At 43.1% G+C, this 18,002-nt stretch carries 12 protein-coding genes and 1 pseudogene; 7 read left to right on the top strand and 6 right to left on the bottom strand.

Annotated features, from left to right (window positions below; all coding sequences use genetic code 11):
• Positions 1–2: 2 nt before the first annotated feature.
• Both floA and ACHLI0_RS21075 read left to right on the top strand, forming a co-directional pair.
• Positions 3–1,004, top strand: coding sequence for a flotillin-like protein FloA (gene floA, locus ACHLI0_RS21080; RefSeq protein WP_202573057.1), 1,002 nt, complete (start codon positions 3–5; stop codon positions 1,002–1,004).
• 155 nt (positions 1,005–1,159) lie between these two features.
• Entirely contained in the window at positions 1,160–2,038 is an 879-nt protein-coding gene (locus tag ACHLI0_RS21075; RefSeq protein WP_054959345.1) for a nucleoside phosphorylase, read from the top strand.
• Between the two features lie 69 nt (positions 2,039–2,107).
• On the opposite strand, the pseudogene ACHLI0_RS21070 reads toward ACHLI0_RS21075, so the two are convergent.
• Both ACHLI0_RS21070 and ACHLI0_RS21065 read right to left on the bottom strand, forming a co-directional pair.
• Positions 2,108–2,766, bottom strand: a pseudogene (locus ACHLI0_RS21070) (NAD(P)-dependent oxidoreductase).
• 81 nt (positions 2,767–2,847) lie between these two features.
• A complete protein-coding gene (locus ACHLI0_RS21065) occupies positions 2,848–4,755 on the bottom strand; it encodes a PAS domain-containing hybrid sensor histidine kinase/response regulator (protein ID WP_490749968.1) in 1,908 nt (635 codons plus the stop codon).
• Between the two features lie 132 nt (positions 4,756–4,887).
• Here ACHLI0_RS21065 and mnmE point away from each other — a divergent pair, with 132 nt between their 5' ends.
• From mnmE to ACHLI0_RS21040, 5 genes are all read left to right on the top strand, one after another.
• Complete coding sequence (gene mnmE / locus ACHLI0_RS21060) at positions 4,888–6,285, top strand: tRNA uridine-5-carboxymethylaminomethyl(34) synthesis GTPase MnmE (protein ID WP_490749967.1); 1,398 nt, start codon at positions 4,888–4,890, stop codon at positions 6,283–6,285.
• A gap of 899 nt (positions 6,286–7,184) precedes the next feature.
• On the top strand, positions 7,185–7,769 hold the full coding sequence (locus tag ACHLI0_RS21055; RefSeq protein ID WP_224319043.1) for a metallophosphoesterase: 585 nt from the start codon (positions 7,185–7,187) through the stop codon (positions 7,767–7,769).
• Between the two features lies 1 nt (position 7,770).
• Complete coding sequence (locus tag ACHLI0_RS21050) at positions 7,771–8,547, top strand: metallophosphoesterase (RefSeq protein WP_224319042.1); 777 nt, start codon at positions 7,771–7,773, stop codon at positions 8,545–8,547.
• 3 nt (positions 8,548–8,550) lie between these two features.
• A complete protein-coding gene (locus ACHLI0_RS21045; protein WP_224319041.1) occupies positions 8,551–9,891 on the top strand; it encodes a hypothetical protein in 1,341 nt (446 codons plus the stop codon).
• Positions 9,892–10,214: 323 nt separating this feature from the next.
• A complete protein-coding gene (locus ACHLI0_RS21040; protein WP_473378773.1) occupies positions 10,215–10,985 on the top strand; it encodes a hypothetical protein in 771 nt (256 codons plus the stop codon).
• A gap of 463 nt (positions 10,986–11,448) precedes the next feature.
• Here ACHLI0_RS21040 and ACHLI0_RS21035 read toward each other — a convergent pair whose 3' ends face one another.
• The 4 genes from ACHLI0_RS21035 to ACHLI0_RS21020 are packed head-to-tail and all read right to left on the bottom strand — an operon-like array spanning position 11,449 to position 17,975.
• A complete protein-coding gene (locus ACHLI0_RS21035) occupies positions 11,449–12,603 on the bottom strand; it encodes a Wadjet anti-phage system protein JetD domain-containing protein (RefSeq protein WP_007855926.1) in 1,155 nt (384 codons plus the stop codon).
• Complete coding sequence (locus ACHLI0_RS21030) at positions 12,600–15,995, bottom strand: ATP-binding protein (protein ID WP_490749966.1); 3,396 nt, start codon at positions 15,993–15,995, stop codon at positions 12,600–12,602. Before ACHLI0_RS21030 ends, ACHLI0_RS21035 begins: the two co-directional genes overlap by 4 nt.
• A complete protein-coding gene (locus ACHLI0_RS21025) occupies positions 15,970–16,554 on the bottom strand; it encodes a DUF4194 domain-containing protein (RefSeq protein ID WP_007855929.1) in 585 nt (194 codons plus the stop codon). Before ACHLI0_RS21025 ends, ACHLI0_RS21030 begins: the two co-directional genes overlap by 26 nt.
• On the bottom strand, positions 16,551–17,975 hold the full coding sequence (locus ACHLI0_RS21020; RefSeq protein WP_224319038.1) for a DUF3375 domain-containing protein: 1,425 nt from the start codon (positions 17,973–17,975) through the stop codon (positions 16,551–16,553). Before ACHLI0_RS21020 ends, ACHLI0_RS21025 begins: the two co-directional genes overlap by 4 nt.
• Between the last annotated feature and the right edge of the window lie 27 nt (positions 17,976–18,002).

Genomic DNA, 18,002 nt, shown 5'->3' with positions numbered 1-18,002 from the left:
CAATGGAAACATCTTTGTACTTACCTATCGTTATGATTGTTGGAGGTATTATTTTCCTAATACTATTTTTCCATTATGTGCCGTTCTTCCTTTGGTTGTCGGCTAAAGTATCAGGCGTTAACATCTCGTTGATTCAACTCTTCCTGATGCGTATCCGTAATGTTCCGCCGTATATCATTGTTCCGGGCATGATCGAAGCCCACAAAGCCGGATTGAAGAACATCACCCGTGATGAACTGGAAGCCCACTACCTTGCCGGAGGCCATGTAGAAAAAGTAGTCCATGCGTTGGTATCCGCATCGAAAGCGAACATCGAATTGTCATTCCAGATGGCAACCGCTATCGACCTTGCCGGACGTGATGTATTTGAAGCTGTTCAGATGTCTGTAAACCCGAAAGTGATTGATACTCCTCCTGTTACTGCGGTAGCCAAAGACGGTATACAGCTGATAGCGAAAGCTCGTGTAACGGTACGTGCCAGCATCAAGCAGCTGGTCGGTGGTGCCGGAGAAGATACCATCCTTGCCCGTGTAGGTGAAGGTATCGTTTCCTCTATCGGTTCTTCGGAAAACCACAAGTCAGTACTCGAAAATCCGGATTCTATCTCTAAACTCGTACTTCGTAAAGGATTGGATGCAGGAACAGCTTTCGAAATTCTATCTATTGATATCGCGGATATCGATATAGGTAAAAACATTGGTGCAGCTTTGCAGATTGACCAGGCTAATGCAGACAAGAACATCGCACAGGCTAAAGCAGAAGAACGTCGTGCAATGGCTGTCGCTTCCGAACAGGAAATGAAAGCTAAAGCACAGGAAGCGCGTGCCAAAGTAATCGAAGCGGAAGCGGAAGTACCTAAAGCAATGGCAGAGGCCTTCCGTAGCGGCAATCTGGGTATAATGGATTATTACCGTATGAAAAATATCGAAGCCGATACTTCAATGCGCGAAAACATTGCCAAACCAACGACTGGTGGTACCACCAACCAGCCTTTGAGTAAATAGTCTACCCAACGCCGGAACCCGATTCCTATTCAGTTCATCTGCGTATCTTCTCTTTGACAAACTTGCAAAAGAAAGATACCTCTTCCGAACTAAAATCCGGTTCCGGCGTTTCTATTTATATACGACTTATTGTAAAACTAAAACCGTTCAATAACATGAAAAAGTACTTTCCATCCTCTGAACTGATTATCAACGAAGACGGCTCGGTATTCCATCTTCACGTAAAGCCCGAATGGCTGGCAGATAAAGTGATCCTTGTAGGAGATCCCGGACGTGTAGCACTCGTAGCTTCTCACTTTGAAAACAAAGAATGTGAAGTGGAAAGCCGCGAATTCAAAACAATCACGGGTACATATAAAGGTAAACGAATCACAGTGGTTTCTACCGGAATTGGTTGCGATAATATCGACATCGTTATGAACGAACTGGATGCGCTTGCCAACATCGACTTCGAGACACGGGAAGAAAAAGAAAAGTTCCGCCAACTGGAGTTAGTACGTATCGGTACATGTGGAGGATTACAGCCAAATACTCCGGTAGGCACCTTCGTCTGCTCACAGAAATCTATCGGTTTCGACGGATTATTGAATTTCTATGCCGGACGCAATGCGGTATGCGATCTTCCTTTCGAACGTGCTTTCCTTAATCACATGGGCTGGTCGGGAAATATGTGTGCCCCTGCGCCTTATGTTATTGATGCCAGTGAAGAACTGATTGACCGGATTGCTAAAGAAGATATGGTACGTGGTGTAACGATTGCCGCGGGAGGCTTCTTTGGGCCACAAGGACGTGAGCTCCGTATTCCGTTAGCGGACCCGAAACAAAATGATAAGATCGAAGCATTTGAATATAAAGGCTTTAAGATTACCAACTTCGAAATGGAAAGTTCGGCACTTGCAGGACTTAGCCGACTGATGGGACATAAGGCAATGACCGTCTGCATGGTGATAGCCAACCGACTGATCAAAGAGGCTAATACCGGATATAAGAATACAATCGATACACTGATTAAGACTGTGCTCGATAGAATATAAGAGATATATCCATCATAACGAAATGGCTTGAATCATACTCTGTATTGTATATTTCAAGCCATTTTTTCATTAATATCCAATCGTAAATCTCTCTTGGTGATGCTTGGGATGTTCCAACTCATCGATCATTGCAGCTGCATAGTCTTCTACAGAAATATGGCTGTTACCCACGATATCCACAATCATATCGTCTTTGCCCAAACGGTAACGTCCGGTGCGTACTCCCGGCCTCATATCTGCTGCCGGAGAGAAAAATACCCAGTCAATCTCTTTCTCCTTCATCAGGAAATTCAAGTAAAACTCTCCCAAAGCTTTAACTCCGGGCAGGATATTCTCAGGAACTTCACCCGAATCCATCAGTCGCAATCCCGGCGCAATAAACAGTGATCCGGCACACCTACCATCAGGAAGCGATTCACTCCCGCTTTCTTCACTCCATCAATGATAGTCAGATATACTTTGATGGTTTCGTCATATATATCAGGATTATTCCATCCCGGATTGAATGCACTGATAACGGCATCCGCTCCTTTGCAAACTTCGCATACTTCATCGAGCGAAGAGACATCCGCTTTCTTTACTTTCAGATGCTCGTTCTCTATCTTTATTTTCTCGGGATGACGAACTACAGCTGTCACCTCAAAGCCACGATTCAATGCCTCATTTAGCAGAGCGGAACCAACAAAACCACTAGCTCCGATGAGGACTATCTTTTTCACTTTCTCCATATTCCAACAAAAATTAGATTATTATTATTACTTTAATAACAATCTAACTTTCAGAATGTTGGTCTCCTTTTAGAAAATTAATTATCCGATATAGGTTTCTATCGTTTCTTTCAGTTTCTCCAAAGAATATGGTTTGGAGATAACTGCATTACATCCAGCCTGAATAGCCTGTTGCTGTTCCGTATAGAACGCATAGGCTGTGACTGCAATAATAGGAACCGAAAGAGAAATAGTTCGAATCTTCTCTGTAGCCTGAATGCCATCCATCACAGGCATACGAATATCCATTAATATCAAGTCCGGTTTTTCCCGAATAAAGCTATTGATTGCTTCCTGTCCGTTACGCACCCACAGGATAGTATACTCTTTCTTTAATAAGATATTCAACTGGGCAAAGTTCGATTCGATATCCTCCACAACCAAAATCTTTTTATGACGTACGGATTCAGAATCAATCTTAGTAGAAAGACTCCGTTCGGCAACTTCTACCGGTATCTCCTGATAAGGCAGATAAAGCGCAAACGTACTACCTTGTCCCAGTTCCGAGCTAACTTCAATACGACCACCAAGACGTTCTACAATACTTTTACAAATAGAAAGCCCCAGTCCGGTACCTTGCACAAAGTCGTTCAGTTTTTCAAAACGAGTAAAGATTTGAGGAAGTTTCTCTTCCGGAATTCCACAGCCCGTATCGCTGACAAACAGTTTCAGCCAGTCTCCCTCCTGCTTCAATCCCAATGTGATACTTCCCGTTTCAGTATTCTTAATGGCATTGGATAAAAAATTGAAGAGTACCTGCATCACACGGTTCCGATCGGTAGAAGTCCAGAACTCTCCTTGCGGACGAACCACTCTCAAGTCCACATTCAACTTCATCTTTAACTGATGCACCTTCTCCACTTCATCCACCAAGCCAGCTATTTCGACTTGCTGGAAGTGCATCTCCGATTTACCGGATTCGATGCGGGACAAGTCCAAAATATCATTGATCAACTGCAACAACAGATTGCTATTCTTCTGGATAATCTCCAGATATTCATGTTTTTCCTCTTCATTCTCCGTTAAAGCCATAATCTCCGAAAATCCTACTATCGCATTCAGCGGAGTACGAATCTCATGACTCATATTTGCGAGAAATACAGACTTCATCCGGTCGGCATCCTCTGCACGTCGTTTCGCTTCAATTAATTCCTCGGAACGACGGATACGGTCGCCAATATCGTGTATTAACGCCAGCACGGTGTTACCTTCAAACGGAGCGATGCGTGCCTGAAAATAATGTTTACTCCCATCCACTTCCAACGGATATTCAATCTCTTTCAGCTTCCCGTCCTTCAGGCATTCGCGAATATTGCAAAGAAACAAATCACTTACTTCCGGAGAATAAATACTGCGCCCGTCCGCTCCTTTCAGCACTTCTACCGGATGCAGCAGAATCGTACCCGGCGCCATCAGCACATCCGTTATAAAGAAATTTTCGTCAAAGATGAAGATAAATTCGGGTAAAGCTTCTATTATTTTACGGTTATGTTCTTCCAGATGTTTAATATGCTGTTCCTTTTCACACTGGGAGGTAACATTTACAGTATATGCCAACAGTTTATCCGGCTCTCCTTCTTCATTCCCTTTATAAGACAAGAAATGATCTTCCAGCCAAATCACTTCACCATGCTCCCCGACACAACGGACCTGTATCTGAGATGCTTTGGACTCCGAAGCAAGCATTTTAGCAAAAGCTGTCTGATAGGCATTTATATCTTCGGGGTATGCGAAATGGTAAAAGTCATTAATATCTTTAAAGACTACCCCCGCCTCTTTCAAGCCTAACGTACGGAAGTAATCGTCCGTGAAGCTACATTTCCCTGTCGGAATGTCATATTCCCATAAAGCTATTTGATGTGTGGCAAGTACAGAAAGTATCTTTTGTGAATTTTCCCGTATGATTTCATTATTCTCATTCGGTGAATATAAGTTTGTATCCGGCTCCATAGGCTATCATTATATTTTGCATGTGCATTGTTTGAACGGCAGCAAATATAAACAAATAAAGCACAAGTTGTGTCTAATCTTATTTTTTTTACTTAGAAACAATTATCTTTGCATCGTCCAAAAAGAAATATAATGAATCAAGATACTATCTGCGCTATTGCTACCGCTCAAGGAGGAGCCATCGGAAGCATCCGTGTTTCCGGTCCTGAAGCTATTTCAATTACAAGCCGCATCTTCCAACCAGCCAAAACCGGCAAATTGCTTAGTGAACAAAAGCCTTATACGCTGACATTCGGGCGTATCTATAATGGAAAAGAAGTCATAGACGAAGTCCTTGTGAGTCTTTTCCGGGCTCCTCATTCCTATACGGGAGAGGATAGTACAGAAATCACGTGTCATGGTTCTTCCTATATTCTTCAGCAAGTAATGCAATTGTTGATTAAGAACGGTTGCCGTATGGCTCAACCGGGAGAATATACCCAACGCGCGTTTCTCAACGGAAAGATGGACTTAAGTCAGGCGGAGGCTGTAACCGATTTGATTGCATCTTCTTCCGCAGCCACTCATCGTTTGGCCATGAGTCAGATGCGGGGAGGTTTTAGCAAAGAGTTAACGGACCTACGAAGTAAGTTGCTAAACTTCACTTCCATGATCGAACTGGAACTTGACTTCAGCGAAGAAGATGTGGAGTTTGCTGATCGTTCGGCATTGCGAAAACTCGCAGATGAAATAGAGCAGGTTATCTCCCGACTGGTTCATTCATTCAATGTAGGGAATGCTATTAAGAATGGTGTTCCGGTAGCTATCATCGGTGAAACGAATGCGGGGAAATCAACTTTACTGAATGTATTACTGAACGAGGATAAAGCAATTGTCAGTGATATTCATGGTACCACGCGTGATGTCATTGAAGATACTATTAATATAGGTGGCATCACTTTCCGATTCATTGATACTGCCGGAATCCGGGAAACAAATGATACCATTGAAAGTCTTGGTATTGAACGTACATTCCAAAAGCTGGATCAAGCGGAGATTGTACTTTGGATGGTTGATTCATCTGATGCATCTTCTCAGATAAAGCAATTATCAGAAAAGATCATTCCTCGTTGTGAGGAGAAACAACTAATTGTTGTATTCAACAAAGCGGATTTGATTGAGGAAAAGCAGAAAGAAGAATTATCTGCTTTATTAAAGGACTTTCCTAAAGAATACATGAAGTCTATCTTCATATCGGCAAAAGAACGTAGACAGACCGACGAGTTACAAAAGATGCTTATTAACGCAGCACATCTGCCTACGGTAACACAAAATGATATTATTGTGACAAACGTAAGGCATTATGAAGCTTTAAGTAAAGCTTTAGATGCTATTCATCGAGTGCAGGATGGGCTTGATTCACATATATCCGGAGATTTTCTTTCGCAAGATATACGAGAGTGTATTTTCTTCATTTCGGATATTGCAGGGGAAGTAACAAATGATATGGTGCTTCAGAATATTTTTCAGCATTTTTGCATCGGCAAATAGTAGTATACAACTTATTGATTATCAATATATTATACAATATACAATAGAAAGTAAAAGAAGAAACAGTCCAACTTAGATGACATTGATAATCAACACATTAAATGCAAAGGAATAATAAAGTATTGTATCAATTTTTCATGATTTTGTCCCCCGTTTGTTCCCTGAACGGATACAAGGGACAAAATTCTGTCCCTCATACAATTTAACAGTGATAAATAGGCAAATTTTATCAGTACCACTAAAACTTATCCAAATTACAGATAATATTCGAATAGAACTGAATTGTTTTTTCAGCCAAAATAGATTCTGATAATCAAGCGATTGGTATATTTGAATATAACAGCAGAAATCATCACCAATGAGATTTCATATAATACATTTGATAAATATTCCCAACAATTATTGCGAAGTATTCGAATCATGGCATATTGAACATCCTCTTAAGTCTCACAGTGATTTTTATAGGGTGATTTGAAGAATTCACTGAAAAATATTTGGAGTATTGCGAAATTATTCTGTATATTTGCGCCTCTTTTGAAAATTTACAATGCAGCAAAATAGAATGAACATATTATCCCAAACGACAATTCGAGACAACAAATGCTTCGAAGTTCAGTCGTATGTTCTTCATGTTTGGAGCATTGAAACGCCAGAGAATATCATAAATACTTTCCAACGAACAGATATAGGAGATAAGATGCGATAGATGCTCGTATCTTGATCTTAAAATAAACAACAGAATAGTTGGAGAGTCCTTACCGAACTTTCCAACTATTTTGTTTTATGCCCATTGGTGACTGTTTGCTCCGTGCAATTCCTCTCCCGTCATTTCCGTACAATGAGCACAAGAACAACCAATTTTAATTAACCGCACAGCAATGTGCACAAAAGAGAGCAAAATGAATTACAAATTTGACGGAAACAAGGTGTATTTTACATCGGACACGCACTTTTATCATTCGAATATCATTGACTTTTGCAAGAGGCCATTCAAGAATGTAGAAGATATGAACGAAACGCTGATCGAAAATTGGAACCGGGTAGTTGATCAAGATGATATCGTGTTTCATCTGGGGGATTTTTGCCTGGGAGGATCCCATGAATGGACCAAGATTCTTAACAGACTGAATGGAAAAATCTATCTCATTCTCGGTAATCATGATCTAAAAAATATCAGGCAAGGGTACGCCAGCAGGTTTGAATTGACAAGCATGCAAATGCACATAGAGGTCGACAAGCAGAAAATCTACCTGAACCACTATCCGTTCCTCTGCTATGGAGGTGCTTACAGGAATATGTGGCAACTGTTCGGGCATGTGCATACGAGCAAGAATAATACGGGAAAAGACGCTTCACGGCTGGATATGCTCTTTCCGACGCAATATGATGTGGGAGTGGATAATAATGACTTTACTCCGGTCTCATTTGAGCAGGTAAAGAGGATAATCCAAAAACAGGTTGAACAAGCAAATAAAAATAAGTAATATGAGAATACAATATATGAGCGATCTGCATTTTGAGTTCAGGGAGAACAGCAGGTACATAAAACAAAACAGATTTCCGGTAACGGGCGATATACTCGTATTGGCCGGAGATATTTTCTATCTGAAAGACAGAGTAGCTCCTTTGGGGAATTTCTGGGAATGGGCATCTAAAAACTATAGGCAGGTTCTTATTGTTCCCGGGAACCATGAATATTACAATTATTGCGATGTGATGGAACGGGGATTACAATGGCGATGGATGTTCAAAGAGAATGTCGGTTATTATCAAAATCAAGTATTGAGAATAGACGATACCGATTTCATAATGAGCACATTTTGGTCGCATATCGAACCGGTAGACGAATATTTCGTTTGGAAAGGACTTAACGATTTCCGTCAGACCATGTACAAAGGGAAACTGCTCCAAACGGAAGCATATAATCAGATGCATGACTTCTGTTTAGGGCATATCAAAAAAAGTCTTGCCGAAAGTACGGCAGAACACATAGTGGTCGTGACTCACCACCTGCCTACTTTGCAGGTTGTTGCTCCTCAGCATAAAGGTTCCGTATTGAACAGTGCCTTTGCCAGTGAATACGGAGACCTGATCGGTAACAGCCGGATCAATGCTTGGATTTACGGACATTCGCATACCAATATCGACACAGAAATCGGGAGTACAAAAGTGATTTGCAACCAGATGGGATATGCATTTGAAAACGAGCATGTAATCAATGGATTTGATCCGGGGAAATTTTTAACGATTGAAAACGAATGAGATATGGAACGACATAAGAAGACAATCTTTACCAGGCATCTTTTCATAGACTTGGCGAAAGAATGCGGATTGAATGCTGCGATATTCGAACAGCTCGGAAGCGGGCGCGATACAGAAATCGTGGTTGATAACGATACATTGAAGATGTTAGTTAAACTTCAGGAGCAATTTGCTCAACTGGAAGAGATGGGTGACAATGAATACAGAGGATTTTATATCGAATTGCCCCGCCCTACTCAGGAAGAATGGGGAGATTGCGAAGCGTCGATTGCAGACGGAGAATATGAAAGCAAGGAAGAATACCTCCGGGATTGGGAATTGTCAAATCCCAGGGAAATGGTATGGTATCATGTTAGCTCCGCCAGATATAAAGAAAATCGTACCATACAATTCTCAGACAGGAAACACTCGTATTTTACTATTGCGAATTATTCCCGATATGGAGACAGAATAGGTGATTGTTTTTATCCCGAATGGCAAAGGGATTTCTTTGTAAAGTTGGCCTTACATCTTCAGAAGCTAATCGATGCTATCATACAAGATCCGGAGGGGTTCAATGATTATGTGGCGAATCATCTTCCTTACCAGCAGCGAAACGGAAGAATTGCGAGAAAGGAGTTCAACAGAATCGAACCGAGATTTAAAATTGAAGTCGAAGACGAGGAGACTGCAATAAAAGCACTGGAGGATTCCGTCTGCAAGAATTTCGGGCGACTGTTAGATACAATGACGATATGTTCGTATTGCAAATACTATCGGATCGCTCATGAAGCCTATGACCGGTATTTTGAAAGGTTTGATACTACACGAAAGAAGCGGACCTTCCTGAATGGAGTACCATTGGAATTACAAGATGTCGCATATTACAACATGGTTAAATTCTGCGATTTGCAAGATGAATACGATCTCGACAGTGAAACGGATTTCAACAAATTCGCCTCAGACCATTATGGGGAACTGGGATTGTCGCGGCTGAATGTACTCGCATCGGATTTTGACAGCCCCGGTTGGAGAATCATTGTTTCCAACAGCTACTCAGCGTATGCGGATGTCGCGATAGAAGTCGCCACTGCACTTTACAAGACTGGCGCTCCTTTGGAAATACACGACGCTGCCAAACTTTTACGAATACTCAAGGAGAAGGACCATGTGAAATTGATTCCGTACACATTTCACGACTACATGGGCCATCATGAAGAAGGAACCGTTTATCAACTTCCATGGGAATACGAATGTATGGATAGCGAGGAGAATGTTTTATCATTGAAACAATACCATGACATTATCTCTCTGGCAGAATGGGATGAAATAGAAAAAGTAAACATTGACAAAAACGGGATATAATCCCATAATCATTAGCAACATGGAGATGTGTCAAAACCAAAATGACAGCCCCGAAAAGTTACAAATAGTAATTATAACACGTAAAAGGGTCGTATCAAGCTCTGTATTGAGTAATGATATGACCCTTTCTTTAGTCTTTTAGGATGCTCAAATTTCAGATTATAAGTTCATGTTTTTAAAAACTGAGTTTTGACACACACATGTTATAATTAACTATATAATTAAAAACAAGAGGAATTAATTAAAAAGAAGCGTGTAAAAGGATGAAACTTAACTCAAATTTTATAGCATTCTGCAAGCAGAGCATCGCATTGGAATAACGAATGGCGAAACAGGCGGGAAAACGGTTGAATGAAGCAATGCGCAACAATATCCAAGATATTAATGTATTGGATCGGATTGCAGACCAGCTACTTGACACTATGTCAGGGCTATCAGGTGCGGGAGAACGAACTTATATGAAATATATCAAATACTTGGGAACGTTTAACCCTCAAGCTGCAAAAGAAACAAAAGATGCCTATGAAGATATCATGGGATATAAGATACATGTAGCATACGCAGCGGCACGATTGGCCAAAGAATTGCACAAAGGACAGGTAGATCAAGCAGGTAAAGATTACATTGAAGAACATTTATCGACTGTCGGACGAAACGGTTTCGACTGGAAAGAAAAAACCGTGGGATTTCTGTTTAATGCAACAGAAGATACAGGTCATACCGTAAAAGAGATCATTAGAAAACTGAAAGCGATACTGGATGACTGGGAGAAGAACAAGGAAAAACATGACTGGATTTATGAATTTGAAGATATCGTAGGATCCTTTCCGAACGAAAAATACCACAAATTAAAAAAGCAAGAATGGGACGAGATTGAAGAGACTCTCGATCTAATGGACTTCCGCACAACTAGCAATCGTGAAACATATATCAAGCGTTTCCGCGGACATCGTTTGGCCATCAAAGTCAAATTGAATGACCTTCAGTACAATATGGATATTACCCGCATTCTACACCCGACAGACAAAGACTTAGCGAAGATGGAAAGACATAAGAAAGAATATTATCTGTTATTAAAGATGCTGGCAGATTGAAGTTTTAAGACAATCAAAATTTAACTCGACTTAGTGGCATGAACCTACAAGAACAAAAGATGTAAGGTTTAACCGAGATGATGGAAATCATATATCTATCATGCCACATATGGTAAATCAAAAAAATGAGAAAAGATTGCTTCTAAACGACTCAGAAGACTTGTAAAAACGCAAGTTTGACATATTATGTACATCTATTTTGGAAGTAACTAAGCTTTTGAATGGTAAGCTGTAATAGTCAAGACTTGTTCAGAAAGATGGCCTTTCACTTCAACGTTTCGCTTACTGCAATCAATCTCGCCAAGGGCACTTGCAAAAGAATGAAAATCAAATATTCAATTTCTTCATGCAAGTCGGTAACACACAATGCCAATATGCTTGAACGGCGTGTTCGCCATTCAAGCAGACACGACATTAATTGACAAAACTTTCAAAGAACTACTTTTATTTACCGCAGAACCGCTTAGACTTGGCTAATTTTTAACGAACTATTGAATATATTTTCAATACATTTTTGCGGAATTTTCTCTTGCTCTAGACGTAGGTTGTGAGACTTGATATGATTATACAGTGTGGCTTCCGCAGGGGTAAGATGGAGAGGCTTTGATACATTGCTTGGAGTGCCTTTGTCGCCTTCAAAATAGGTGTCAAAGGTAGCGCGATCCATCAGAAGGCTTTGCGTCTGGGGAAAATAACTGCGGAACTGCGAGAGAATTTCGAAGCCCTGTACATCAATGTCGCCCCAATAGTATAGGGAAGCGTGCCGCATGAATGGAACAGACTTGAGGATGCCAACGGTGAATCCATGCCCCCAAATCAGCAGACTTCCTGCCAACTTGGGAAAAGTCAGGAAGTTGACTTTATTCTCCACCACAAACACCTTCTGCACAGGCAACGATAACGCACAGAACTGACTCTGAGGCATCGTCAGATCGTCTACACCAGAAAAGTATTCACTCGCAATCGATGCTTCCAACACACGAATGCGCACCCATGGCTCATCGTATCGCAATCCAAAGCGCTTTTCGAACTCCTTCTCATCCGAACAGACATGCTCTACAATGACAATATCCAGCAACTCACGAAGCACTCCCTTATTGCGCTCAATGAACTTGGTGTGCACCTCAATAGGCAATTCACGAATGTACAACTCAGGACAAGGATTCGCCACAAAATAGCGCAAAACTTTCAACAAATCAGGCCAAGAGGAAGCATTCTCGATCACCTTAAGTGGATAGCGTTCCACCCATGGACGAAGCTGCGGAAACTCATTAAACAACATCGCCACATCCTTGCGAAACTGTGACACTTCACCACCCTTCAGCAAGAAGCGCTCAACGTCCGATGCACTCCTGAACAACACACGCTCAGGCAGATCCTGTTCGCCCAATGCTTTCGTTTTCACTGTTTTCCACTCAATCGTGTAACCAAAGCCCTTCACCTCTTTCGATTGCGAACGGATGTCCGTTAGTTCGTGCTGATACTCATCCATCGATGCGCTCGCTTTCTTATCGCAAGGAATCACAATTGGTTCAAACTCAGAGCCAGCAACCACTGAACGCAAATAATCCACATACTTGCGTTCTGTCTTCTTACGTATTTCTGCTGCCGTTATCATACCTCCATACTCCTTTCACGTTCTGCCTTAAACTCACTGATAGGCATATTATAGAGTACAGAACGGTCGCCCTTGCGCTCCACATAATGCACATACGAAATATCGTTCTCCACGATGTGGATGTTGTCACTCGGAGTCACCACGAGCAACTGCAGGTGGAGTTGTTTGCAGAGCGAAATCAGATAGCGAGCCTTGTCCTCGTCCTGTGCGCGAAAAGCCTCATCTATGGCAATGAAGCGGAACGAAGAGTCGAGTCCGTTCTTAGTCAAGCCAAACTGATAAGCGATAGCTGACCCCAGGATGGTATATGTCAATTGCGCCTTCTCGCCACCTGACAGCTGTCCCATAGCCTCGTAGGTGTTACGCTTCTGATCATCGTCTTGATAAAACTCCTCCGCCTTATATGTGTACCATCCACGCACGTCCATCACCAACTTTCGCCATGATTCGTCTTGTAAACGAGACATCAGTGGTTCGATATGCTGTTCAAAATGAATCCTGCTGCCATCGATTGTCGAATTCATCTCATGGATGTTCGGGATCGCACTGCTCAGAAGGTCTTGGAACTCCTTCAAATCCACGTTCAATCGTTTGGCTGCGACCAACTGGATATACGTCTTTGGAGCATCCTTGAAATCGATGCCCACAAGATACGAATTCAATTGGTCGATGGTCTTGGTGATAGACTGGCGCCAGTTCTGGAAGAACATATTGAATGCACTGACCTTGTTGATGATATTCTCCTGTAAATACTTGTTGAAGCGCGATTCAAACCCAGGCAGATCTTCGTCCAGCAATCGTTGGTAATAGGTCTGATATTCGCCCACAAACTCCACGGCTTCGGGCAAACGGTTCACGTCCGAACGCCAATCGCGATACTTCGCGGTAATTTCCTCAGTGGGATTCTTGAAGCGATAAATCAGGTTCTTCAAATCGCCACTCTTGCTACCCTTCGTCTCACGTTGTTTCCGCAAAGCGGAATTGATGTCACTCTGTAACGTGTCACGCATTTTGTCCAAACCCACCAATGCCACATTCAGTAAATCTGTGTGTTGCGACTCAAAAGCATCGGTATCAACAACGCCTATTTGAGCCAAAGCCAAAGCACAATCATTGCTCTGTTTCTTGAGTATATTCTCACGATTTTCCAATAATGCTTTGTTACCGATAGCTTCATTAAACTTCTCCTCAAGTGCACCAAGTTCCTTTCTCACCCTCTCCAATTGCCCCTGCAACATCTTCACCTTATCATTGGTCTCCTCCAGTTGTCGCTTCTGTTCTTCCTTTTGCTGAATGACGAGTGCACACGACCACCAGTCGATATCATCAAACTTATCGTATTTATCAAACAGCTTCGAGTAGGTTTCTCGCTTCTCCTGAGCATTCTTTGTATCTGCCTCTATACGACGGACTTTGGTTGCCACCTCCTTTTCATCCTGCTGCAACTGGCGTACTTCCGCCTGTAGCATGGCAATCTTCTCCTTATTGTCCCAGCCCAACACATAGTGTTCCTTGCCTCGTGTCTCTGGTCGGTCGTCTTTCTCATGCTTACCACCTCTCGCCTTTATCAGTCCCTCTTTCGTTACTGCTTTCTCTTGCAGATAGTTGAAGTCCGCAAGCGAATCAACACAACTATAGTTGAACTCAGCAAATAACCTATCCTCAAGCCAATCCAAATACAAGCACTTTGGCTTGTATTCAACCTTACGGAGCAACGAATCCACCTTCAATGTCCTATCCTCAAACTCACGAAGAGGCTCTGTGCCCTCGTATCGCTGATACACGATGCGTCCTCGCAGATTATGACCATTCACATACTCATTCACCTGCTTGTAATACTTCTCTGGCACCACCAATCTCAATGCAAAATTGTGCAGAATACGCTCGATGGCATACTCCCAATCGCACTCAATATCCTTCACACGTATCAGTTCACCGATGAATGGAATCTCTTCGGCGGTTGCACCAACAGCCTTCAGTATCTCATCACGAATCTCAGCCACACGACCAGAGATATTGTTCTTATGCTGCTGCAGATAGCGTATAGTATCCACTCGCTCTGATATCGTGCCGTTGATTTCATCCTGACGGTTTTGTGCCTGACGCTTCTCTTCCATGAGTTGCCTGTCAATCTTTACCTGCAGAGCATCTTTCTCGTGTTTGGCGGTCGCACGATTGGCATCGAATACCTCTGCATCAGGACTTTGTGTCAGCTCCACCGTCTTTGCCAGCTTATCGTATTCTTCGGCTTTGGCCTTGCGGTTATCACGCATCTTCACCTTCTGATTGATTTCCTTCTCAATCTCACGTATCTGCTGACCCACCTCGTCCTTCTCAATAGCCACCGACAAGCGCGTCTGCTCTTGTTCCAGCTCACTCTTCTTCACCTTTAACGCCTTCAACTCATCTTCCAGTTTTCTCAAGTTGCTCTTGCAGCGCGCCAACTCCTCGTTGCACAAATCCACCGTTCGCGCAGCAAACCAATAGGCCACCACACTCTTCTCTTGCTCCAATTCAGCTATGCGCGTGTCTATCGCCATCAGTTCCTTTGCCAATGTATTGATAGGTTCCAGTTGGGCAATCTGCTCCTTCACCTTATCGATATTGGTTTTCGCCTCCATCAGATTTTGGAAGTTGTCCTTTAGTTCCTGGTACTTTTCCTCAGCCGGCATTTCCTCGAGCATATTCGTACGGATGAAACTGTCTAGATCGTCCAACACTTTCACGCCCACTATCTGATTGAAGAGTGTAAGCGCCTTGTCCGAACGCATTCCGAAGAGGGCTATCATCTTCTCGCCATACGCAACCGGGCCGTCAAAAAACTCTATCTTGCGTCTTGTGTCGTTCGTATTGTATTTCTTCGTCAGTCGCTTGCGCCAGTCGCCATGCAGGTCAAACTCCGAAAAGTCGCGCTTTATAGTCAGCGGTTCGCGAGCTATGCCAAACAACACCTTCAGTTCCTCGCCAGTGTAGTAGCGCACCTGAAACAGCGTCACCACACGTTTGTCCACATTGCAGAACGATGCAAGAAGTACCGAACGTGCCCCTTTGTCTCGCAATCTAAGCGTGGTAGTGCTCGCTGCACCCTCCTGCTGCTGATTGCCATAGTTGCCAAAGAAGTACGACTCCTCTGTACGGTTGCCCTTCTTCTCCACACCCGATGATTGGTTGTAGAATCGTTGGCGCTTCAGTGGCACTAGCAGCGTGAGCAGAGCATCTACCAGCGTACTCTTGCCCGATGCGTTGGCACCGGTCAGCAGCGAGTTATTGCCCTGCGTATTCATGCAGTACACCTTTTGGTCGAATGTACCCCAGTTCCACACTTCCAAATAGTCAAGCTTGAAGCCTGCCACTTCCGGACTGGTATTAAAGAGATTCATCTGCTGCATCATAGTCGTTCAGTTTGTTTTTGAATTCCAATAGATCGTCCAGTGTCACCTTCTCCTTGATGATGCGATGTATTTTATAGCGTTTCTCGCCCTCAGCATGCTTTGCTTCCACAAGGAAACCAAAGCTGACGATGCTGTCGATATAGCGGTCAAGGTCTTTCTCAAACTTGGCACGATTGAAGGTGGTGGGCAGGAACAGTTCCGCCTCTTCCTTTATTTCAGTGGCGGTTACATACTTGTACGAAGCCTGCGACTCTGTTGGATTGCTGTCGAAGTCTTCGAGTATCTGCCTCAACACGATGAGTATCACCGACACCTCAAAACCATACAACCTTCTCGACGTCATGTTCAACGTTTTGTCATCGTCCAATTTCAGTTGCTTGACAAAGGCAAAACCCTCATCCTTTTTCACGATGAGTTCCAGCCCCATCACGCTGATATAGTCCAGTATCTCGCTCTGGTAGTCGAGTACATCATTCCACACTACATCGTCTTTCTCTACGATGCCTTTCAGAAGTTTCACCACAGCCCTGCTGTATGGTTGTATATTTGTTGCGTTCATCGTGTTATTATGATTTCGGGAATTGATATCGTTTTGTTTTCTGCAAAAACAATATATTGCTGGCGCTCTTCGTTTACCACAGTCTTATATTCCTTCAGCACGCCAATGTATCCAAACACTTCCGACAGACCTTTCTCCACACCCTCGTTCCGTTCTATCACCTCTGCTAGTGTCGTCTGCTGCCTGTCGTACAGCACCTCGTTAATGCGGTCTCTCAGCACCTGACGATCGATGTGAAACGGATTGTAGAGTTTGCCTATGCGCTCCAAGTCGTCCAGACTCAGTTCAGCTATATCAGGCTTATCCTTATACACAGTCTCTTTTATAGGAGTCAGAGTCAGAGGGCGCTCGACTGGCAGATTGATATCGATAGTTTCATATTCAAGCGAAGCTTCTGGTTTCTCTTTCTGTTTGGTGGCTTCGATGAGCAGTTTCTTTATATCGTTAATCACCTGCTTTGTCACCTCTGCATTCATCTGTCCGTTCTGCCGAATGATGCGACTCAGTTTCTCGCTCATGCGATCGTTGGTTTTCGCCACCTTCTCGCCTGCGTCAAATAGATGCTTTTTCATTTCCCTAAGAAACATGTCATGCGCATCAATGCCTCTATTCTCCAGTGTTTCATAGAGTGCACCAGTCAACTCGTCCCATTCTTTCTGCAGATCGGCCGAGAGCAGGAATTCCCAGAATGCATAGAAACTCTTGCCTTGTTGCGATTGTTTCAGTTCGCCATACGCATCAAAGATGTAGTTCAGCAATACTTTCTTCTCCGCATTGTCTGTCTGGCGCTCGTATATCTCTTTGATAATCCCCTTGAAGTTGTCATCCACCTCCTTGAAATCGCTAAGCAGCTCCTTAGCCAGTTTATTCAAGCTATTGTATCGTGGTTCTATCTGGTAGTCCTCATACACCTCGACCTCTTCGCCCATCTCCAGTCGCTGAATCTGATGCTCTATCTCCATCTTTTTGGCTCGGAGCAGTTCCAGTCGCTTCTCGCGGTCCTCGTTCGAGTATTCCACCAATTCCTTCAGTTGGGCAAACAGCGTCTTGAACTTCGATTCCGTACCGATGTAATCCTCTTTTTTCAAGCTCACCACCCAATCCATCAGTTTGCTTGTGTGCGACGAAATCTCGTATATCACCTCTCCCTCTTCGTTCTGATAGTTGGTCAAGAATCCCTTGTCTGTCCAGTCTTTGATGAGTCGTTTTGCTTTCTGTTCGTTCGACTCCCCTAGTCTTGTCATTTCAAGATTATCCTCCACCAACGCATTTTCCTGCTCATCCAGTCGGTTCTCCAGTAGCATGTGCAAGCGTTCCTGCATTATAGCCGACTGTCCCTCAAACGCCTCAATGACAAAAGACAAGAAGAAATCCACACTTCTTGATTTTATGAGTCGTATGCTTGGTGACTCTCGTAACATTTGTGTTATTTCTTCTACTTGCATGAA

Source organism: Bacteroides sp. RCH18 (genome assembly GCF_058231005.1).
Note: the sequence above shows the minus strand (reverse complement) of the source record. Positions and strands in the feature narration are given on the sequence as shown.